At 69.3% G+C, this 20,710-nt stretch carries 16 protein-coding genes; 8 read left to right on the forward strand and 8 right to left on the reverse strand.

Annotated elements, in window-relative coordinates; all coding sequences use genetic code 11:
* The first annotated feature begins 32 nt into the window (after nt 1-32).
* From ACFWBQ_RS02265 to ACFWBQ_RS02295, 7 genes are all read left to right on the forward strand, one after another.
* Nucleotides 33-1,574 (forward strand): hypothetical protein, encoded by a 1,542-nt coding sequence (locus ACFWBQ_RS02265; RefSeq protein ID WP_385482984.1) that lies wholly within the window; start codon nt 33-35, stop codon nt 1,572-1,574.
* Nucleotides 1,574-3,352 (forward strand): NHL repeat-containing protein, encoded by a 1,779-nt coding sequence (locus tag ACFWBQ_RS02270; protein ID WP_385482986.1) that lies wholly within the window; start codon nt 1,574-1,576, stop codon nt 3,350-3,352. The genes ACFWBQ_RS02265 and ACFWBQ_RS02270 overlap by 1 nt, the downstream gene beginning before the upstream one ends.
* A complete protein-coding gene (locus tag ACFWBQ_RS02275) occupies nt 3,349-4,608 on the forward strand; it encodes a nucleotide sugar dehydrogenase (RefSeq protein WP_385482988.1) in 1,260 nt (419 codons plus the stop codon). The genes ACFWBQ_RS02270 and ACFWBQ_RS02275 overlap by 4 nt, the downstream gene beginning before the upstream one ends.
* 46 nt (nt 4,609-4,654) lie before the next feature.
* Nucleotides 4,655-7,033 (forward strand): amidohydrolase family protein, encoded by a 2,379-nt coding sequence (locus ACFWBQ_RS02280; protein WP_385482990.1) that lies wholly within the window; start codon nt 4,655-4,657, stop codon nt 7,031-7,033.
* A gap of 153 nt (nt 7,034-7,186) precedes the next feature.
* Nucleotides 7,187-7,846, forward strand: coding sequence for an alpha/beta hydrolase (locus ACFWBQ_RS02285; RefSeq protein WP_385482992.1), 660 nt, complete (start codon nt 7,187-7,189; stop codon nt 7,844-7,846).
* A gap of 136 nt (nt 7,847-7,982) precedes the next feature.
* Nucleotides 7,983-9,560 (forward strand): amino acid adenylation domain-containing protein, encoded by a 1,578-nt coding sequence (locus ACFWBQ_RS02290; RefSeq protein ID WP_385482994.1) that lies wholly within the window; start codon nt 7,983-7,985, stop codon nt 9,558-9,560.
* 65 nt (nt 9,561-9,625) lie between these two features.
* Nucleotides 9,626-10,777 (forward strand): nucleotidyltransferase family protein, encoded by a 1,152-nt coding sequence (locus ACFWBQ_RS02295; RefSeq protein ID WP_385482996.1) that lies wholly within the window; start codon nt 9,626-9,628, stop codon nt 10,775-10,777.
* Between the two features lie 36 nt (nt 10,778-10,813).
* Here the strand turns inward: ACFWBQ_RS02295 and ACFWBQ_RS02300 are convergent, their stop codons facing one another.
* Together ACFWBQ_RS02300 and ACFWBQ_RS02305 are read right to left on the reverse strand one after the other, a co-directional pair.
* Complete coding sequence (locus ACFWBQ_RS02300; RefSeq protein ID WP_385482997.1) at nt 10,814-11,347, reverse strand: DUF6461 domain-containing protein; 534 nt, start codon at nt 11,345-11,347, stop codon at nt 10,814-10,816.
* Nucleotides 11,348-11,663: 316 nt separating this feature from the next.
* Nucleotides 11,664-13,187, reverse strand: a complete 1,524-nt coding sequence (locus ACFWBQ_RS02305; protein ID WP_385482999.1) for an alpha/beta fold hydrolase — start codon at nt 13,185-13,187, stop codon at nt 11,664-11,666.
* Nucleotides 13,188-13,282: 95 nt separating this feature from the next.
* Here ACFWBQ_RS02305 and ACFWBQ_RS02310 point away from each other — a divergent pair, with 95 nt between their 5' ends.
* Nucleotides 13,283-14,227 (forward strand): MerR family transcriptional regulator, encoded by a 945-nt coding sequence (locus tag ACFWBQ_RS02310; protein WP_385483001.1) that lies wholly within the window; start codon nt 13,283-13,285, stop codon nt 14,225-14,227.
* Between the two features lie 32 nt (nt 14,228-14,259).
* Here ACFWBQ_RS02310 and ACFWBQ_RS02315 read toward each other — a convergent pair whose 3' ends face one another.
* The 6 genes from ACFWBQ_RS02315 to ACFWBQ_RS02340 form a co-directional block, all read right to left on the reverse strand.
* Nucleotides 14,260-14,784: a GNAT family N-acetyltransferase gene (locus ACFWBQ_RS02315; RefSeq protein WP_385483003.1), complete on the reverse strand. Its 525-nt coding sequence runs from the start codon at nt 14,782-14,784 to the stop codon at nt 14,260-14,262.
* Nucleotides 14,765-15,277: a GNAT family N-acetyltransferase gene (locus ACFWBQ_RS02320; protein ID WP_385483005.1), complete on the reverse strand. Its 513-nt coding sequence runs from the start codon at nt 15,275-15,277 to the stop codon at nt 14,765-14,767. Before ACFWBQ_RS02320 ends, ACFWBQ_RS02315 begins: the two co-directional genes overlap by 20 nt.
* A gap of 201 nt (nt 15,278-15,478) precedes the next feature.
* On the reverse strand, nt 15,479-15,715 hold the full coding sequence (locus ACFWBQ_RS02325; RefSeq protein WP_385483007.1) for a DUF1049 domain-containing protein: 237 nt from the start codon (nt 15,713-15,715) through the stop codon (nt 15,479-15,481).
* A 113-nt stretch (nt 15,716-15,828) separates the two neighbouring features.
* Nucleotides 15,829-17,613, reverse strand: a complete 1,785-nt coding sequence (locus ACFWBQ_RS02330) for a CocE/NonD family hydrolase (RefSeq protein WP_385483009.1) — start codon at nt 17,611-17,613, stop codon at nt 15,829-15,831.
* A gap of 129 nt (nt 17,614-17,742) precedes the next feature.
* The gene (locus ACFWBQ_RS02335; protein WP_385483011.1) at nt 17,743-18,687 is read right to left on the reverse strand and encodes an LD-carboxypeptidase; all 945 of its coding nucleotides are present in this window, start codon (nt 18,685-18,687) and stop codon (nt 17,743-17,745) included.
* Nucleotides 18,684-20,693: a S9 family peptidase gene (locus ACFWBQ_RS02340; protein ID WP_385483013.1), complete on the reverse strand. Its 2,010-nt coding sequence runs from the start codon at nt 20,691-20,693 to the stop codon at nt 18,684-18,686. The genes ACFWBQ_RS02335 and ACFWBQ_RS02340 overlap by 4 nt, the downstream gene beginning before the upstream one ends.
* Nucleotides 20,694-20,710: the final 17 nt, after the last annotated feature.

Here is a 20,710-nt window from a genome sequence, read left to right on the forward strand (position 1 = left end):
CTGCCGGTCTGCGGCGATGGCACAAGCGATGCGTGGAGAGCCTGACCTCCCAGGGCGACGAGTGCGTGGCGCTGCTCCGGGTCCCCGCCCCTTCCCGGGGACGAGCCGTGACCATCCTGCGAGGTCCGGCGAGACGATCGGGCGAGCTTGCAGACTCGCCTCCGCAGTCCGTGCCGTGGCCCTGCCGTGACGTCGAGCCGGAGAGCACGACGGCCTGGCTGGCAGAGCACGACATCGACATCGTTATCGATCTGCGGGAGAGCGGCCACGACATCGTGTTCGACGTTCCGGCCCACGGGGTGTGGCGATTCTCGTTTCCCGCTCCGCCGGCCAGGATGGCCGCGCGCGCCCTGATCCGCGGAGACCTGACGATATCCGCGGGCTTGGTCGACGTTGCTCGCGACGGCAGTTGCCGGGTGCTCGTGGAGGGTGTGTACGGCGTCGTCCCCACGTCTGCCGCAAGGACGACGGACAGTGTTCTGTCGGGCGCTGTCGGACTCCCCGCTCGCGCGGCCAGGGCTGTGCGGCTCGGGCTCGTGCGCTCCGGGACGGCACACGAGAACGTACCGGCCACCTCCGCAGGTATGACCCCCCGGCATTTCTGGCGCACCCGGCTCGCCCTCACCGTGTTGAGCAGGCGCTGTCGCAAGGCGGTGCGGGATGCCCTCACAGAGACGTACTGGTCGATCGGCGTGGTCAAGGCACCGGTGGAGAAGGTGATGGACGGAACGGTGACCGGAGACCTCGTCGACTGGCATCCCGGCACCCGGCCGGGCACCTACATCGCGGACCCGGTACCGCTGCCGGGCGGCACCGGCGTGGTCTACGCCGAGGAGTTCGACCATATGACGCGGCACGGCCGGCTGATCGCGACGAGGTATTCGGAGGCGGACGGCTGGTCGAGCGAGGGCGAGGTGGTCGCGCACGAGCCGTTCCACATGTCGTACCCCAGCCTGATCGAGTACGACGGTGAGACGCTCTGCGTCCCGGAGACGGGCTGGAACAACGCGGTGTCGATCTACCGGGTGCAGGACCCCCCGCGCCTGGAGAAGGACCGCGACATCCTCTCCGGAGTCGCCGCCGGCGACCCCACTGTCTTCTGGTGGGACGGCTATTGGTGGATGTTCTACACGGATTGCTTCGCGCCGCGCGATACCGATCTGTACGTCTGGTTCGCGCCGAGCCCATGGGGACCCTGGAGCCCTCATCCGGGCAATCCTGTGAAGAGTGACGTCACCTCCAGCCGTCCCGCCGGAGCCCCGTTCGTACGTGACGGAAAGCTGCTCCGTCCTGCTCAGGACGACGCAGGGCGATACGGATGGCGGATGGTCGTCAATGAAGTACTGACGTTGACGCCGACCGAGTTCGAGGAAGTCCAGGTCGCCCGGATCGGGCCCTTCGGTGCAGGTCGGTACCCGGTGGGACCCCACACCCTCTCGGTCTCCGGTCCGTACGTCTACGTCGACGGCAAGCGCAGCGTCCTGTCGCTCTCACTGAAGACACGTCGGCTGCTCGGGCGAGTTCGAGATCGCTACGCCGGCCGCCGCCGAGCCTCCGCGCCGAAGGGACAGTGATGACGGAGCTCATCGTGCCGATCTCGGCCGGCCTCCCCGGTGGAGTCGTCGAGATCGGCCTCGCCTACACGCCGGGCGAAACCACGCCGGACAAGCCGCACGACTGGCGGACCGGCAGTGTCGCGCTCGACGGCGACGTACTGGTGTCCGTCTCGTACTGGTCCGGAAGCGCGGACATCATCCGTCGTGGTGCCCCTGGCGCCCACAAGACGGTCACAGGGCTGGTCGGCCCGCGTGGTGTCTCGCGGTGCGCCGAGGGCCATGCCGTCGTCGCGCAGCCGGAGATCGGCAGGCTGACCCGCATCGACCGTGACGGCCACATCCGTGGACACCTGGATCTGCCCGGAGTCTCCCCGTGGTTCGCCTGCCAGTGGCAGGACCGGTGGCTCGTCAGCGACGACACGCAGAAGTCGGTGTTCCTGGTGTCGCCGGACGGCCGTACCGTGGACCGTCTTCCGGTCCCCTTCCCATTGAGGTCGGTTCGCTCGGCCGTTCCTGTCAGCGCCGACCACTACCTCCTGTGCGACCGTGAAAGCCAGAGCGTTGTCGTGGTCTCCCTCAAGGGGGAGCTGGTGTGGCAGTACGGGCGCAGTAACTACCCCTCGTCCCAGGAGGGTTGCCTCACCAGCCCGGAGCATGCTGTCGCGCTGCCTTTTGGAGTCGCGATCGCGGATACGCGCAACCACAGGGTCCTGTTCGTGGACTGGGAGGGCAGAGTTGTCTGGTCGCTCGGGGGCGTGGGCAGAGCCGGGAGCGGGCCGGGGCGGTTGTGGCATCCGATATCCGTCTCCGTTGACGGATGCGGGCTCCTGATCACCGACTCGGGGAACGACCGCGTCCTGGAAGTGGATCTCCATGGCCGGGTTGTCGCCGCTCATGGTCACGCCCCGATGGAAGCGGGCACGTTTCATCTTCCTCGTTCCCTGGAACCGACTCCGGCCGGGTACCTGGTTGCGGATTCGTACAACAACCGTGTGACTTCCTTCGGCGTGGACGGCCAAGGTGTCCGGCACACGGCATCCGCCGTCGGGCGTGACCTGTTCTGGCCCCGAAACGCATCGGTGATCGACGGCTCCACGGTCGTCTCCGACAGTCGAAACGGACGGATTCTTCTGTCGGACGGTCATGGTGCCGACGACTGGCGAGAGCTGAGCCTGTCCCTCGCCGGAAGGCCTCTTGCCCTGATCGATCCACATGCCGTACGCAAGAGCCGTTCGGGGTGGCTCGTGACGGACACCGGGCTCAACGCCGTGCTGCTCTTCGACCCGCACACCGGCGACGTGCTTCATGCGTGGTGCGGTGAACAGGCCGGAACCGACCTGGGCCGGGCGGACGTGACGCGTCTGCCCCTGGATGACGTCCACGACGCCGTGATCGACGACGAAGGCGCGGTCTGGTTCGCCAATACCGGTCATGACCAGATCGCAGTCCTCCCCCACCGTGCGCCGCGGCTGCGTGTCCTCGCCCCGAGGTCCGCCTCAGGGGCCTCCTCGCCGTTCGTCGCGCCCCGCAGCATCGATCTGATGGGCAATCAACTGCTGGTCACCGACAGTGGGAACCACCGCATCGTCCGGATGACACGCGCGGGTCTGGTGACGGGTGTGTACGGGCGTCGCCGTGGCCATGCCGTCGACTGCCTCTCCGACCCGCGTCTCGCAAGGGTCTCCCGCTCCGGCGAGGTCATCTCAATAGCGGATTACCTCAATGACAGAGTGCTGCTCGTGCCTCGTACGGCGCTGGGCGAAGACAGTGACACCGTGGGGAGTGCTGCTTTGTGACCAAGCCATGCCGGTTGACGGTCGTGGGCCTCGGATACGTCGGGCTCCCGCTGGCGCTGGAAGCGGCGCGAGCCGGCCTGCGGGTGGACGGCCTGGACCAGGACGCCGGTCGTGTCGCCGGGCTCGTAGCCGGCCGGAGCCATGTGGACGACATCACGGACGGACAGGTTGCCCAGGCGCTGGCCGTCGGATTCGTGCCCACGACCGATGCGCGCTGTCTCGCCTTCGCGGACGTCGTCGTGATCTGCGTACCCACGCCGCTGCGCGACAGCGCTCCGGACCTCGACGCCGTGAAGGCCGCGTCCGACCAGATCTCCCGGACCATGAGCCCGGGGGCTCTGGTGATTCTGGAGTCGACTTCCTATCCGGGTACGACATCGGAGGTCCTGCTCCCCATGCTGGAGCGGGACGGCCGACGGGTGGGCCGGGAATTTCATCTCGCATACTCGCCGGAACGGATCGATCCGGGCAACCCCGACTTCTCTCTGCGAAACACACCCAAGGTAGTGGGGGGCATCACGCAGGAGTGCACGGATGCCGCGGTGCGCTTCTACGAACGCCTCACAGACACGGTGGTCCGGGTCAGTTCTCCCTCGGTTGCCGAGATGAGCAAGCTTCTGGAGAACACCTACCGCCAGGTCAACATCGCCCTGGTCAACGAGATGGCGGTCTTCTGCCACGAACTGGGCATCGACCTGTGGGAGGCCATCGACGCCGCCGCGACCAAGCCATTCGGCTTCCAGGAGTTCCGCCCGGGGCCGGGCGTGGGCGGACACTGCATCCCGATCGACCCGAGCTACCTCTCCCACAGGGTGCGGACACTCGGATACCCCTTCCGCTTCGTAGAGTTGGCCCAGGAGATCAACCAGAGGATGCCTGCCTTCGTCGTCGACCGCGTGATGCGTCTGCTCAACGAGGACGGGCTCGCGCTGAAGGGCACACGCGTGCTGCTCCTCGGAGTCACGTACAAGGCGGACATCGCCGACGACCGGGAGTCACCGAGTCTGGTCGTCGCCGAGCGGCTGCGGGCCCTGGGGGCGGAGGTCACCTACCATGACCCGTTCGTTCCGGCCTGGGAGGTCGCCGGCGAGCGGCTCGGCCGGGTGGCCGATCTGCAGGCCGCCCTCGCCGAGGCGGAGGTGACCGTGTTCCTCCAGCCCCACAGCTACTACGACCTGGACGAGATCGCCAAGAGCGCGCGCCGGGTGCTGGACACCCGGGGGCGCGTCGTCGGCGCGAACGTCACAAGGCTCTGACCCCCGCCACATCCGTAGAGCTTGCTGTCGAGAGAGGAAGGACGACATGGCTCCTGCCCCTGCGTGGTGGCGACCGCTGACGGTCGTCGATGCCAAGGCCGCAGAGTTCGCGCGCGAGACCGGCTTCCGTGAAGCCGCCGCGGCCTTCCAGTCGATCGGAGGCCGGCGCGCCGGAGCCGTACTGCAGAGGCTCGCGGTCATCACCTTCAAACCCGAAGCGGTCGTGGGCAGACGGATCCCCACGGCGTTGGAATTCATGCGCCGGCACGGATTCCGGCCGGTGGCCTTCCGCCGGGTGCGACTGCACCGGTACCGGGCACGTGAACTGTGGCGGTACCAGTGGAATGTGGCCACACTGGACCGGCTGTCCGTCGCCGATCTGCTGATGCCTGCATGCGATTCGCTCTGGGTCGCCTTCTGGGACGAAACGACGCCACTCACCATGCCGGGCACCGTGCGCTTCCGGAGCCTGAAGGGACCCGCGTATCCGTCCGTACGGAGGGAGGGCCAGCTTCGGTACGAACTCGGCGGCACGAACCGGATGATGACCTTCATCCACGCCGCCGACGAACCCATCGACATCGTCCGCGAGTCGGGTGTTCTGTTCGACTCGGAGGATTACCCGGCGCTGGCCGGCGAGCTCATCGCCGCCGAGGATGCCGATGCGACCGGGGAACTCCATGCGTGTCTCTCCCGGCTGCACGACAGCGTGCCGAGTCTGGAACTCGACATCGATGCGGCCATGAGCCGGGTCGACACCGTGCTCGCGGACCACCTCGGTCAGGGTCCGTCGCCGGACCTGAGCGCTGCTCGCCACGAGCTGACCCGCGCGCGGGACGGAGAGACTCTCGACTGGGCCGGCTTCGTCCGACACCTCGAATCGGCGGACGTCCAGTTGCCGCTGTGGGACCGGATTCAGATCGGCGCCCAGCACATCCGGCACGACGAGGAGAACGCCGTCTGCACCATCGACGACGACGGACGTACAGGATGGTTGTCAGGCCGAGGCACGGTCCTGCCAATGGAGGCGCCACGTTCCGCCCAGGTACGGCAGCGGGACGACGCACCCACCGAAGTCACAGACGTGACGGTGGTCGACGTGGCGGGCGGGCGTCTGTGGCCCCGCATGACGCTGCGTCTGGCAGACGGGCGCCTGACCCCTGCCGGGCGGACCGGCGATCCTCGAACGACGGCTACCGGGCCCCGCCGGGTCGTCGACGGCTCGGGCCTCTTCCTGTGCCCCGGCCTGCACGACAGTCATGTCCACCACCGGGACGACGACAGCGCTCTGTACCTGGCCAACGGCGTCACCCGGGTACGGAACATGTGGGGCAGCGAGCAGCATCTGGTGCTCGCTGCAGGTAAGGACGCAACGGGCTTCGGGCCCAGAATGCTGACGACGAGCCCGGTGATCGACGGGCCGGCCGAGACGCAGGCATCGACCTGGCCCGGTGTCGTTCAGTGCCGCTCGTACGGCGAAGGCATCAAGGCGGCCACCGAACTCGCCGACGAGGGCTACCGGATGCTGAAGGTCTACGGGAACGTGACCCGGGAGACCCTGGCCGGAGTCGGCGAGGTCGCCCGCGAGCGCGGCCTCCAGGTTGTCGGCCACTGCCCGGGTGCCCTCACGTTCGAGGAGGCCGCCGGGCTGGGGATGTCGTGCATCGAACACCTGGAGAACGTGGAAACCGGACACTTGCTGCCCGAATACGCGCGAGCTCTACGCTCCCTCGGGCGTCGATACCGGCAACTGGGCCCCGGACACGCTGCCGTGGAAGCGCTGAGGATCCGCACGACCGGGATCGACTGGCAGGCCATCGAGCGCATGGCGGACGAACTGGCCGCGTCGGGCACCGCCGTGTGCCCGACCCTGTCTCTGTACCGGATGATGTTCCAGGAGCCCGAGGCCGCCCTGCGAGATCCCGCGCTGGACTACATCGCGCCGGAACGAGTGCGCCAGTGGCACCCCCGTCAGGACTTCCGGCTGAGGGACCTGGCACCCGTGTGGCCGGAAGTCGTCGCTCTGTCACGGCGGCGACTGGAGAACTGTCTGGAGATCGTGGCGATCCTCCATGCGCACGGTGTCCGAATCATCGCGGGCACCGACGCCCCCAATCCATATCTGGTCCCCGGCTTCTCCCTGCACCACGAGTTGTCACTCCTGGTGCAGGCGGGCCTGAGCCCGCTGGACGCGCTGCGGTGTGCCACGACGGTTCCGGCAGGACACTTTCGGGGTGCGGCAGGGGCCGACTGGCATACGGATGACGACTACCTCCTGCTCGATGGCAACCCGTTGGAGTCGTTGCGTACCCTGCGTCGGCCGGAGGGCCTGGTTTTCAGGGGCGTTCACCGATCCAGAAGGGACCTCACCGCGCTCCTGGACGCTCAGCGACGCGTACCGCTGGAAGCCCGAGGGGAAGGGTGACCTGAATCAGCTTGTTTCTCGGCCCGCGGCGGAAGGGAATCGTGAACCCCGGCCCCAGGAGCCCTCCAGTCGGGCCAGGGCGGGCAGCAGCGGCCGTACCGCCGCCCACTTCGCATACGACACGTCCGTCCTGGATCTCGGAAGGCACCTCAAATGGCCAGTCTGGTACTCGTTCACGGTCTGTACCACTGCCCTCAGCACTTCGACCTGGTCGCCGAGGGGCTGCGCGCCGCGGGGACTCATGTCGTCGTGCCCGAGTTGCACCGAGGATCGTTGAAGGCGGACACGGCGGAGGTTCAGGCTGCCGTGGACAGCCTCGACGAGCCCCCCATCGTCCTGGGGCATTCCTACGGCGGTTCAGTGATCACCGGTCTGCGAGGAGTAGCGCATCTCGTCTATGTGTCGGCCTTCGCACTGGACGCAGGCGAGAGCGCGGCCAGCACGGGAGGGATCTCGCCCGAACTGCGAGCTGCCATCATGCCCGGACCGGCGGAGTCCACGTTCATCCACCCGGACCTGGCCTCCGACGTCTTCTACTCAGGCTGCCCCGCTCCGCTCGCCGCCTGGGCTGTGGGACTGCTGCGGGTCCAGACACCCGGTTGCGGCCGGGGAATCCCCGACCACCAGAGCTGGAAGCACACCCCGTCCACGTACGTCGTCTGCGCACGGGACCGCGCCATCGCTCCCGCCACTCAACGGATCATGGCTGCCCGCTGCACGTCGGTTCAGGAATGGAAGTCGGACCACTCTCCCTACATCAGTCATCCCGAGCGTGTCGTTCAACTCGTACAGGAGACCGCCGCTCTGCTCTGATATCCCGTGCCGGGCGAACGAACGGGTATGCCCGAAAGGGCGGCCGAACGGTTCTGTTCCCGGTACCGCGGTGACGGCACCATGACTGTGGTCACGCCCCTGACTCCGGGGCAGTGCTGGTGAAACAGGAGAAGCTGTGCCCAGAACGTCGTTGGAACCCGGTGGCGTAGCCGCAAGGCCTCGTCTGGAGGACGAGGTACGCCGTAGTGCGGAGCGGGTGCCGACACACGAAGCACTGCGCATCGGCACTCGCAGCGTGAGCTATGCGGAGCTCATGACCACCGCCGACCGCTGGGCGGATCAACTGCGGACGACGCATCCTGAGGGAGAGCCGCGGTCCGTCGGTATCCTCGCCGACAGGACCTTCACGGGATACGTGGCCGTCCTGGCCGGCATGTGTGCGGGCGCGGCAGTACTGCCCCTGGCTCCGGACCTGCCTGTGAGCCGGCTCGCCGAGCTGCTCAGGGACCACCCGGTGGATGCTCTGGTCACCGACGCGGTATGTGCGCCCAAGGTCAGGGAACTTGCCGGGCTCGTCGGCCTTCCCCCCGTCCTCGCACCCGAAGTCGAACCTTCGGCCTGGGCAGGGTCCGCTGTGCCGCTGCTCGCTCCGGAGGACGTCGAGCCTCTGGCTCCTCGACAGCAACTCAGCGACATCGCCTACGTGTTGTTCACCTCGGGATCGACAGGGCGCCCCAAGGGGGTACCGGTGAGCCACTCCAACGTCCGGCACTTCGTGGGAAGCGTGCTCGACCGCTACGACTTCACCGAGGAAGACGTCTTCAGTCAGACCTTCGGCCTCACCTTCGACCTGGCCTTCTTCGATCTCTTCGTGACGTGGGCATGCGGCGGAACCCTGGTGTACACCCACCCGGCAGCACTGGGACGACTGCCTCAGTTCGTGCGACGCGAGGGCATCACCGTCTGGTTCTCGGTCCCCGGTGTGATCTCCGTGCTCCGGCGGTCCGGGGGGCTCGCGCCCGATTCCCTGCCCTCGTTGCGATGGAGCCTGTTCTGCGGAGAAGCCCTGCTGGACGAGGACGCGAGCAGCTGGCATACGGCCGCCGCGAACTCGACCGTGGAGAATCTCTACGGTCCTACGGAGCTGACCATCGCCTGCTCCGCCCAGCGCTGGTCTCCGGCGACCGGGGGTGCCGGATCCCACGGCCTCGTTCCTATCGGCCACCTGTTTCCCGGCCATGACGCGTTGCTGCTCGACGAGGCCGGCAAGCCGGACCCTCGTCACGGGGAACTGTGCGTCAACGGCCCTCAGATGTTCTCCGGCTATCTGAATGCCGACGACGACGCGGACCGCTTCGTCCGGTTCGACGGCCGTCTCTGGTACCGCACGGGTGACGTGGTCCACAGGAGCGACGGAGGAGAACTGCTCTACGTGGGCCGCACCGATCACCAGACCAAGATCCGCGGATACCGCATCGAACCCGCAGAGATCGAGCATCACCTGCGCGCGCTGCCGGGTGTGGAGGCCGCCGTCGTCCTCGCGGTAGGCGAAGAGGCCGTCGAGCGACGCCTGGTCGCCGTGTGCAGCGGTACGTCGCTGGATGCGGGCGCACTGGAGAAGCGGCTTCGCGGCACACTTCCGCCCCACCTGGTACCGGCCGCATTCGTGGTACTCGACGGTCTCCCGGTGAACGACCGAGGAAAGACGGACCGCCAAGCCCTCGTCCCCGTGGCCCTGGCCGCGAGGAAGTGACACCACAGCCTCTGCGCCTCCGGGCTCAGGTGTTCCAGCGCTTTCATCGAGGGGACTGAACAAACATGGACACGTCGGAAGCACCGCTGCAGCGTCAGGAAACCGAGTTGCTCCTGCTGCTGGCCGACCTCCAGCTCAGCGCGGAACGTGTCGAGCTCTGTCGAAAGCTGCTCACGGACAGCGGCCCGCGGCTCGACTGGGGCTTCTTCGTCGACCAGGCCGCACGGCACCGTCTGCTGCCGTTGGTGGCCAGGAACATACTCCGGCACGGACTGCACCGCGTCGCTCAGGGGCCCTCTCCCATCCCCTATCACTGGCTGTACATCTTCGTCTACTACGGCAACAGAGACCGAAACCGGATCCTGGCAGGTGAGTTCGGGAAGGTCATCCGTGGTCTGAACGCGTCCGGCCTGGCCTATGCGATCCGCAAGGGCCCCGTCCTCGGAGAGCACCTCTACGGTGACGTGGGGTTGCGGCCGGTCAGCGACCTCGACGTCATCGTGGAAAGGGAGCATGCCGACGCCGCAGGCTCGGTGCTCTCCGATCTCGGCTACATCCAGGGCAAGCTGTCGGCGGACGGTGAACGCATCGAGCCCTTCACCCGCCGTACGAAGGTGTTCTGGCAACTCAACGTTCCCATCGAGCTGCCTTACCAGAAGATATCCGGACACGACGGCATCGAGTCGTTCATCGTCGATATCTGCTCCGACATCTTCCAGACTCGCCCCAACGGTGCACGGCTCACGGGCGGGCTGCTCGCCCGGCGATCCACGGTGCCACTCTGCGGTGAACAGGGCTCTGCCCTCGCACCGGAGGATCAATTCATCGACCTCTGCGTCAATCTGCACATGGAAGCAACCTCGCTGTATTACGTCACCGAGGGCGGTGACATGGAGGTTCTCAAGTTCCTGGACGTCTCCCTGGGATGTCGGCGGATCAGCGCGGACAGCCAGTGGCCCACGGTGCGGAAACGCGCCGAGGAGCTCGGCGTGGTGGAGAGCGTCTACTACGCCTTGCACCACACGGAGCTGCTGTATCCGGCGTCGGTCCCGGCTGCGGAACTCGAAGCGCTCAGGCCCGACGACTGCGGCTATCTCGATGAATACGGACAGTTCGAAGGAAAGGCGGAGCGCTGGCAACAGCCCTTCCTCCAGCGCTTGTTCGACGCACGTCGGGTTGACGAGGTACGGCACACCAACGTCATTCCACGAAACTGAGTCCGTCCGCATCCGGGGTACCCCTATTGTCTTTGGTCAAGGTGGATGGGTGCTGGCTCGGGCGTCCGGAACGATGTGCCTGTGCATGCTGATGATCAGGTTGGCGAGGGTGTCTCCGCGGAGCTCGCGCCGTCTCTCCGGAACGCTGCCGCCGACCGTCCGGAAGGTGGTCCGCAAGTCGCCGTCCTCGTACCGGTGGAACAGGTCGATGGGTGCGCCCCCGTCGGTGGAGTGCACCACGGCACGCCCTCCTGCGGTCAAGGCCTCCAGGAAACGCGGCCGCATCCCCACGCCGCCGTCGAACTGCAGGATGAGCGACCAGTCGCCAGTGCACGCGCCCACGACGAAGGAGTCGTCCCAGCAGTCCGTCGCGTCGCGCAAGTCCCCATGCCGCTCGATCAGCGCGTCCACCCCCATTCCCGCGCCCAGCGGCTCCGCGCCCATCGCTCGCAGTACGTCACCGGGGGCGACGCCCCGCACCAGGGTCAGGCCGCATCCGCTCTCCATCGCGTTGCGGAAGAGCGAGGAGGAGCGTATCCAGGCGAAATCATGTGCGCTCGCCGAAGTCATGCACCACCAGCCTGCCCGGCACCCCTGATCAAGTGATGGTCGGTCAAGTGGGCGGCGCCTGTCGCATCAGCCTCCGCCGTCGGCTGCCTGGATGCCGTGGTGCCCGTAGTGAGGGCGTGACGGCGGGACCAGGTCAGGGCTGCCGTTGTGGTCAGGGCGAGGAGGGGGCGGTGACGCCGGCTCGTGGGCCGCCTGGACCGTCGACGAGTCGGCCGCCGCGGCGGCAGAGACAGCGATGCCCGCCGCGCTCGCGGAGTTCGTCCAGGTGAAGGCGTGGGTCAAAACCGCGGCTGCGCGACGCTCCGGAGAGCCCTGCTCATGGTGTCAGGTGGGCCATCACCGAGCGCATCGCACGGTGTACGGCCTCACGCGACTCCTCCGTCGGGTCGACGGTCTCGAAGCTGTGGCGGCCGTTCGGTACGTCGACCACCTCGACGTTCGCCCCACATTTCCTGGACGCGGCCAGGAACTCCGCGACGGTGGCGGCGATCTCGGGCAACTCGCGCCCCACCCGTGTGACCACGACGGGCAGGGCGCCCGCGCCCGCCACCGCGTCCACCGGGTGGAACCGGCTGTCGAGCAGCCCCCAGTTCGGCAGCGGAGCCAGAATCGGGTAGCTGGCCGCCAGGCAGCGCAGCCACGCCGGGGGCTGCCTCAGCCAGTCCGCCGCGATCAGACCGCCGCCCGAGAGGAACCACAGGACGACCCGGTCCCCGTCCACCCGGGGATCGGCCCGGACCAGCTCCACCGCAGCGGCCACGTCCGCGGCGGCGCGCTTGTAGTCGATCAGGTCGTGCAGGCGGTGATCGAGGGTCACACCCACCACTCCCTGCCCGGCCGCGTACCGGGCGTACCCCATCAGGGCCGGCCAGTCCCGTGGGGTCGGCCGGGCCTCGGCGGGCACGGGTCCGCCGTGCACGAACACCACGGCCGGCCGCGGGCCTTCGGTGTCGGGCGGCAGGTACAGGTCGACGTTCCCTGTCCGCTCCCGCGGGAGCTCCGGCACCTCCAGCAGGAACGGCCGCAGGTGCGCCGGCGGTTCCGTGGAGCCGGCCGCCACCAGGCGGTGCCCCTCGCCTGCGGCGGCCCGCAGCAGGACCTCCGCCAGCTCGGCCGGGAGCGACAGCATCGGCCAGTGACCGGTGGGGAGTTCGAAGAAGGTCACCCTGGGGTCGGTGAGAGCCTGGAGGGCGGGGTCGCCGAAGCCCACCCGCATCTGGATCAGCTCGATGCTCGCGCCGTTTCCGTTGCACAGCACCCCGGTGATGGGCAACGAAGCCGCCGCACCGGTCAGTTGCAGCGGCTGGAGCAGGGTGCGCAGCGGCTGTGGCGCTGCGAGGGCGGTGAGCCGGTCCAGCGCCGCGTCGGGGATGCCGGCGGTGCTGCCCCAGCGCTGCCACCCGTCGCGGGCCGGGGAGGGCAGCTCCCGGTGGGCCGAGTCGGCATCGGCGCACTCGGCCAACTCCTGGCGCAGGGACTGGTCGGGTACTGCGGCCAGGGCGGGAACGCCGTCCTGCGGCATCCCCGAATCCAGGTAGACGATCCGGTCGATGTGCTCCGCCCGCCGGTCGGCGGCGCCCAGCGCCGGGTGGATGCCGTAGTCGTGGCCGACCAGCACGATCTCCCGGCTGCCCGCGGCGCCGACCGAGTCGATCACCGCGAGCACGTCCGCGATGTGGGTCTCCAGGTCGATGCCGTCCGTCGCGGTAGGGCGGGGCTCGCCGAGTCCGGTGAGGGCAACCGCGTGTACCTCGGCGCCCGCCGGGGCCAGTTGCACCGCCGTGTCCTCCCATACGTGTGGGCCGGTGAACATCCCGGAAACCAGGATGAATGCAGTCATGGGCCTCTCCTCGGTGCGCCGTCGTCCGCGGACCGGACACGATCGTCCGGCCGCGCTCGCCGGTACGGTAGAAGCTCCCCCTGAGGGAGGTTCAAGTGTTCACGTCGTACGACGGCCTGTGCAGCATCGGCGAACTCGCCGAGCGCGCGGGCGTCACCGTCAAGGCCGTCCGCTTCTACTCCGACCGCGGTTTGCTGCCGGAGACCTCCCGCAGCACCGGCGGGCATCGCCGGTACGGCCCCGAGGCGCTCGACCGGCTGCGCCTGGTCCGCTCCCTGCGCGCCCTCGGCCTGCCGGTGCGCGAGGTGCACCGCATCCTCGACGAGGAGGACGAGGTGGGCAGTGTGCTGGAGGACGCCGTCGCCGGGCAGCTGCGCGAACTAGGCTCCCAGCTCAAGGCCCTGCGCTGGCGGGAGGCGGGGCTGCAACTGGTGCAGGAGTGCCCGCCCGGGGAGCGGGCCGACCGGTTGCGTCTGATCGGCGCGCTGGCCGCCCCACCGAGCACGGCTCCGCTGGCCCGGTTCTGGCGGTCCTGGCTGCCGCCGCGGATGCCGGCCCGGGCGACGGCCGCGTTCCTGGAGGTGGCGGTCCCTCAGCCGCCCGACGACCCGGAACCGGCCCAGGCCCTCGCCTTCGCCCGGCTGAACGCCTTCGTGACCCGCCCGTGCACGGGCGCCGAGCAGCCCCGGCCCGAGGCGCACAGGGCCGCGGGGGCGCACGGACCGGCCGTGCTGTACGCCGGCCTGGCCCAGGCGTACGAGCTGGCGGGTATGCAGCTGCGCCGGGGCCGGGAACCGTATTCGGGCGAGGAGCTCGACAGTTTCGTGGGCGCCTACGCGAGCATGTACGACACCCGGGACACCTCTGCCTTCCGCAGCCGGCTGGTCGGGCAGCTCGCGGCCGACCCGCGGATCGACCGTTACTGGGAGCTGGTGACCGAGGTGATCACCCCGCCGGGCGGTCCGGCGGAGCCGACCCCCGGGTCCGCACACGACTGGCTGTTCGCGGCACTGGACGCACAGACGGCCGCGGCGGCCTGACTCCACGGAACAGGACGCCTTCGACGAACAGCTCAGAGCTCGCGGATGCAGCGTTCGAACGGGACTCCGTCCGCAGCCGGAAGTTGTCCGGTGCAGGTGAAGCCCGACCGTCGCGCGACGGCTGCCGACCCAGGGTTCTCCGGGTTCACCTGGATCACTGCCTGAGACGTTCCTCCGGCTGCGGCGTACCGGCAGACCAGGTCGACCGCGCGCGTGGCCACACCCTGGCCGCGCCAGGCCGGATAGAGCCCGTAGGCGATGTCGACCTGCCCCGGCGCGAGGCCCGGCATCTCGAACCGCAGGTCGATCGTGCCGGCCAGGGTGGACTGGGCACCGACGCATACCCCGAAGGCGCGCAACGGACCGCCGGTATCCCACTGCTCCATGCACGGGCGGAAGTACGCCTCGGTGCCGGCCCGGGTTCCTGGCCCTCCGTTCAGCCGGCGCACCAGCTGTTCGTCCTCGCCCGCCAGGTGCGCGTCGGTGTCGTCCACGTGCAGAGGGGACAGGGTGACGATGCCGTCCGACACATGGGCCTCATGCAGGCGCTGACTCACATCCCGAGGAGATGTCCTTGCGCATCAAGGTGCACATGGTTTCGTAGCGGCGCAACGACCCGTCCGGGGCCTGCTCGTCCCACGAGTCCGGCTGACGGTCGAATGCGACATAGCCCAGTCGTTCGTAGAACGCCCGAGCCCTGGGGTTGTTCTCCTCCACGCCGAGCTCGGCCTGCCACAGACCGCGGTCCCTGATGCGTTGCTCCGCGGCGTCGACCAGGAACGTGCCGATCCCACAGGACTGCAGTGCGGGATGGACGGCAAGCTGCCACAGAGTGCCGACGCCCTCCTTGACGCGGTAGTCGATCCCGCCCTTCGCCACGGGGATGCCGGTGGGAGGGCAGACCGCAAGGTAGTCGACCTCTCCCAGCCGGGCGCGTTGCAACTGCTTCGCGACGCCGGCCAGGTGGTGTTCGGACCCTGCCCACCCGCACGACGTCAGGTCCGCGTGCAGCAGATCGCGCACCGACACCTTCACCACAACATCTGACATTCTTACCGCCTCCGGCCGGCCAGCATCCAGGGCTGCCTCATGAGGCGCAACGCCATTTCTCGTCGGCGGTGGCGGGCCGTGCCCCGGGCGACGGCGATGTCGGGACGGTGGCCGCCCAATGATCCGGCTCGGGCAGCCGGTCCCCGCCATCCGCTGATGAGCACCGGCGGACCGCCTCGGGGGATTGCCGTCCGCCGGCTGCTACCTGGCCGCCCGCCGGCGGTGCATCGCATAGCCCCCGCAGAGCAGTCCCGCCACGAACACTCCCAGCAGCGCGGCCCAGAGCGGCATCGTGACCTTCGGGATGATGACGCGGATGGTGACCTCGGCGGTGTTGACGCAGATGAAGACGATCGCGAGCACCGCCAGGAGGGTGACGGCGATCCGGGCGGGGCTGAACGGGCCCGTGCTACCGGTGGATACGTCCTTGGGACTCATGTGCGGCCCTTTCGCTGGGTCCTGGTTCCGGGACCAGGAACGGCCGTCCCCGGACCCCAGGATCCCTCCGTCCCGGGCCCGGGGGCAGTGGAGTGCGGCCGTTCGGGTGACGGTCAGCCGACCACCGGGAGCTCCAGGACGCCGGTGTCCTGCGGGGTGCTGACGACGGTGACCGGCTTGATGCCCCGGTTACCGAAGTACGCCGTGTCGCTCGCCGCGATCACGAACCGCAGCCGGTGCCCCGGGTCGAACCGGTGGACGATGCCCGGCAGCTCCACCGTGAAGGAGCGGGTGACGTCCGGGACACGTACCGGTGCGACGAGACGGTTCACCAGCTTCTTGCTTCCGTCGGGCGCCACGTCGTACACCTTCGCGAAGAGGACCAGTTTGTCCGCGGCGTCGCTGCTGTTCTGGACCCGCTCCGTCTTCGGTGAGACGACCTTCAGGGTGGCCTTCGGCGCACCGACGACGTCCACCGCGGAGGTCAGGGGGGCGCTGGTCCAGCCGAGATAGGTGCCCTTGGTGTCGTACGGTGCCGGGTCGCTCAGTCCGATCAGGCCGGCCAGCGAACTCTCGGAGTGACTGGTCGGCAGGAGCCAGTTCGTGTACTGGCGGCTGCCCCGGGTGACCTGCGCACGGCTGCCGGCCAGGGTGCCGTCGCCGGAGAGGTACATCTTCCGCGAGAGAGCGGGTACGGCGGCCGCGGTTCCGTAGCCGCTCGCCCAGTCGCGGTAGTAGGCGAACGCCGGCCCGGTGTCGGTGTCCTCCTTGTGCTCGAGGTAGCGGTCGAACCAGGCGAGGATCCGCTGTCCGACGTAGCTGGTCTCCAGATTGCCTTGTCCGAGGTCGAGTTCGCCGGGCACCGAGCCACCGCTGTGGCCCCAGGCCTGCCAGATCATCTTCGTCGTCGTGCCCTGCGCATCGAGCGCACGGTAGGTGGCGGTCGCCTCGTTGAGGTTGAACAGGCTGTCGGCCTGGCCCTGGACGAGCAGGGTGGGGGTCGTGACGCCCTGCAGATAGGAGGCCGGTGAGACGCTGCGGGCGTAGTCCAGCATCGCGTCGGCCTCGGCGGCCGGGTAGCGGCCGGAGTTCAGGAGGCGGATGGTGTCGCACGCCCGCGGGGCGAAGTGCAGGCAGGTGAGGCTGCCGAAGCGCGACGGGTCGAGGCTCGGGACCAGGAGCGGCTGGGCCTCGCCCAGCAGGTAGAAGCCGTTGGTCCACTGCCACTTGAAGACGCCGGGGGTGTCGGAGGAGACGCCCCGAACCGCTCCGGTGGCGTTGGGGGCGAGCGCGTAGGCCAGGTCGTTCCAGGTGATCAGCGGAACGAGCGCGTCGACCCGGTGGTCGGCCGACGCGGCGGCCAGTTGGACGGCCCCGCCGTACGAGCCGCCGATCATGCCGACACGCGGGTCGCCCGGACCGTCGCCCGTGACGTAGTCGGCCTTGGTTCCGTCGTCGGCGGCCCGTGTCCCGGCGAGGAAGTCGATGAGCCCGGAGGCCGCCTTTCCGTCGACGGCCGGGTCGTCGAGCGTGATGAGGCAGCCGGACTTGCCGAAGCCCAGTCCGGAGTAGACGAGGCCGACATAGCCACGGGCGGCGAAGGCCTTGCCGATCGCGTCGGTGGAGCCGTCGGACTTGCTGCCGCCGAAGCCGTTGGTCGCGAGAACCGCAGGAGCGGGGTGCTCCGCGTCCACGCCGGCGGGCCGGTAGAGGTCGGCATCCACGGTGCAGGACCGGTCGCCCGCCCGCACGGTGAACTCGAGTGGGGTCACGGTGAATTCGGCGGCCGAGGCAGGACCCGCGCCGAGCAGCACGAGCGGGGCGACGAGTGCCGCCCCGGCGAGGAAAGTGAGTGGACGGCGGAACCTGGGGACAGTACGCGACACATGGACCTCCACACCGAGGGCACCTTACCGACCGGTCAGTACCGAGCCGGGCCCATGCTGTGACATGCGTCATACCGCTGTCAACGCACCGTGCCGGAGTTCGCCTGCCAGGTATTCAGGAAAGAGGCGTGGTGCGGCACTTCATGCCAGGGCCGGCACCTCTGTGGTGAGCGTGCAGCGACCGCCGTCACCCGGCGCGTCCAGTACGGCGGGCACGCCGAGCGGAATCGTCAGCGCCGTGGGACTGTGGCCGAAGCCCAGCTCCTCGACGACCGGTATCCCGAGTCCGCCCAGCCGGTCGTTGAGCACGGCTCGGACCTGCTCGTACGGTCCGCAACTCTCCCACGAGCCGCACGCCACCCCGGATATGCCGTCGAGGGCCCCGATGCGCAGCAGCCGGGTGAGGATTCCGTCGAGGCGGTACGGGTCCTCCGTGATGTCCTCGATCACGAGCAGGCCGCCCCGGGCGGAGGTCCGGGCGTGCGGGGTCCCCGCGTCGGCGGCGAGCAGGCTCGAACAGCCGCCGTAGGTGACACCCCGGGCCCGCCCGGGGACCAGGGCAGTTGCCGTGTCCAGCCCGAGCGTACGCACCGACTCGGGCTCGAAGAGGGTGGAGCGCAGGGACTCCTGGGTGGTGGCGTCCTTCAGGAAGACCTCGGTGGCGACCATCGGGCCGTGGAGGGTCGAGAATCCTGCCCGCAGGGCGAATGCCTCGTGCAGCACGGTGATGTCGCTGTAGCCGACGAACACCTTGGGCCCGGCCTCCCGTATGGCCGGCCAGTCCAGGAGATCGACCATGCGGTGCACGCCGTACCCTCCACGGGCGCACAGCACCGCGTCCACGGACGGGTCGCACCACGCCTCCTGGAGGTCCCGGGCGCGGTTCTCGTCCGTGCCGGCCAGGTAGTCCAACTCCGGGTGCACGTCCAGGACATGGGGTGCCACCACGGGCTCCAGATCCCAGCCGCGCAGCAGGTCGAGACCCCTCTCGAGGCGCTCGGCCGGCACGGAGCCGCTGGGTGCCACGACCGCGACCCGGGCGCCGGGGCGCAGCCGGGCCGGCCGGGTGAGAGGCTGCAAGGTCACTTCTTCAGCTCCAGACGGGGGACGTCGGCCCGGTCGACGCCGAACGTCTGTGCGTAAAGGGAGAGTTCGGCCTCAAGGGCACGGCGCACGGTGTCCGCACGGCGGAATCCGTGGCTCTCCCCCTCGAAGGCGATGTACGCATGGGGAACGCCGCGGCCTTCCAGCGCGGCGAGGAACCGTTCGCACTGGACCGGCGGACAGATCGGGTCGTCAAGCCCCTGGAGCAGCAGGAACGGAACGTTGAGCCGGTCGGTGCGGTTGATCGGTGAGCGTTCACGGTAGCGCTCGGGCACCTCCGCGAGCGGGCCCACGAGCGACTCGAGGTACTGCGACTCGAAGTCGTGCGTTTCGCCGGTCGCCCATCCCTCCAGATCGAGAATGGGGTAGCTGATCGCCCCGCAGGCGTAGACGTCGGTGCCGGTGAGGGATGCGGCAGCGGTCCAGCCGCCGGCGCTGCCACCCCTGATGGCCAGCCGGTCGCGGTCGGCCGAGCCCTCCTCGGCCAGCCCCAGGGCGACGGCGGCGCAGTCCTCCACGTCGACCACGCCCCACTGTTCGCGGAGCCGTTCGCGGTAGAGACGGCCGTAGCCGGTGGAGCCGCCGTAGTTGACCTCGGCGACGCCGATGCCGCGGGAGGTGAAGTAGGCGATCTCCAGGTCGAGTACGACCGGGTCGCGTCCGGTGGGGCCGCCGTGCGCCCAGATCACGTAGGGCGGCAGCTCGTCGGCGGGGCCGGTGCGTGCGGGGTGGTGCGGTGGATAGACGTGGGCGTGGATCTCACGGCCGCCCGGTCCGGTGAAGGTCCGGATCTGCGGCTCGGGGTAGTACGCGGGGTCGACGGCGTCCTGGTGGGGCGGGCCGATGGTCCGGGTGTGGCCCGTCGCAGTGTCCAGCTCCACGACCTCGTAGGAGGTGTGCGGGCTCGCGGCGATGCCGATGACCCGGGTGTCCTGCACAGCGAGTGTTTCGGCCCACGCGGTCCAGGGACCTGCGACGTCGACGAGCTCGCCGGTCTCCGGGTCGAGCACTCCGAGCCGGGTGGTGCCCCGGCCGTGGATGACGGCGATCAGCCCGCTGTCCAGCAGCCGGAACCAGTTCAGGCCGATCTTCCACAGCGGCCCGCCGAACTCCTCGCCCCGGCCGGAGCAGAGCCGGCTGCTGGGCACGACCGCGCCGGCCACGGCGTCCGGCCGGATCCGCTGGAGCTCCCACCAGCCGCCGACGTCCGACACGAAGAGCAGCGAGCCGTCCCGGTCCCACTCCACCTGGACGACCGACTCGTCGACGGCGCCGACGAGTGGCCGTACGCCGGCGAAGGTGCCCTCCTCGGCGACCTCGGCGACCATCACGAACGTGCCGTCCCACGGCATCTGCGGGTGGTCCCAGGCGATCCAGGCGGCCCGCCGGCCGTCGAAGGAGAGCTTCGGCCCCGTGACGAACCGGTGCCGGTCGCCGCCGAGTTCCCGTACGGCGCCCCGGTCGTCGGCCGCCGAGCCGTCCAGTGGCACGGCGGCGATCACCCGGCGGACATCGGTGGGCGTCTCGCCGGTGAACTCCTCCAGTACACACCAGACTTCGCCGTGCGCGCCGCGGTCGAGGTGCAGCTGGGGGTCCACCCAGCGCAGTCCGTCGCCGATGTCCGAGACGGGGCTGAGCGGCCAGGGCTCGTCGGGCCCGTCCGGGGCATACGCGTACAGCCGCTGGTCGGGGTAGTGAACGAAGACGACCAGCGGTCCGCCCTCCTCGCGCGCGGCCCCGGCCCACGGCCGGCCGCCGTACTCGATCACGCGGCTGCGAGGGTTCCACGGGGCGGGCAGGACCGATCCGGTGGTGCCGTCGGCCCGACGGCGTACGAGGGCGCGGCGGCCTCCTTCCGACGGGCGCGGTTCCGTCCACCACACCTCGTCGCCGACGCTGTCGACGAACTCGGGCCTGCCGTCGTGCGAGGCGGCCAGTGCCGCGTCGACAGGTGACGGCCATGTGCCGTACGCCGCTGTGGACACCATCGTCGGTTCCCCCGTAG

Origin of the sequence: Streptomyces sp. NPDC060035 (assembly GCF_042736635.1) — a bacterium.
GTDB lineage: Bacteria > Actinomycetota > Actinomycetes > Streptomycetales > Streptomycetaceae > Streptomyces.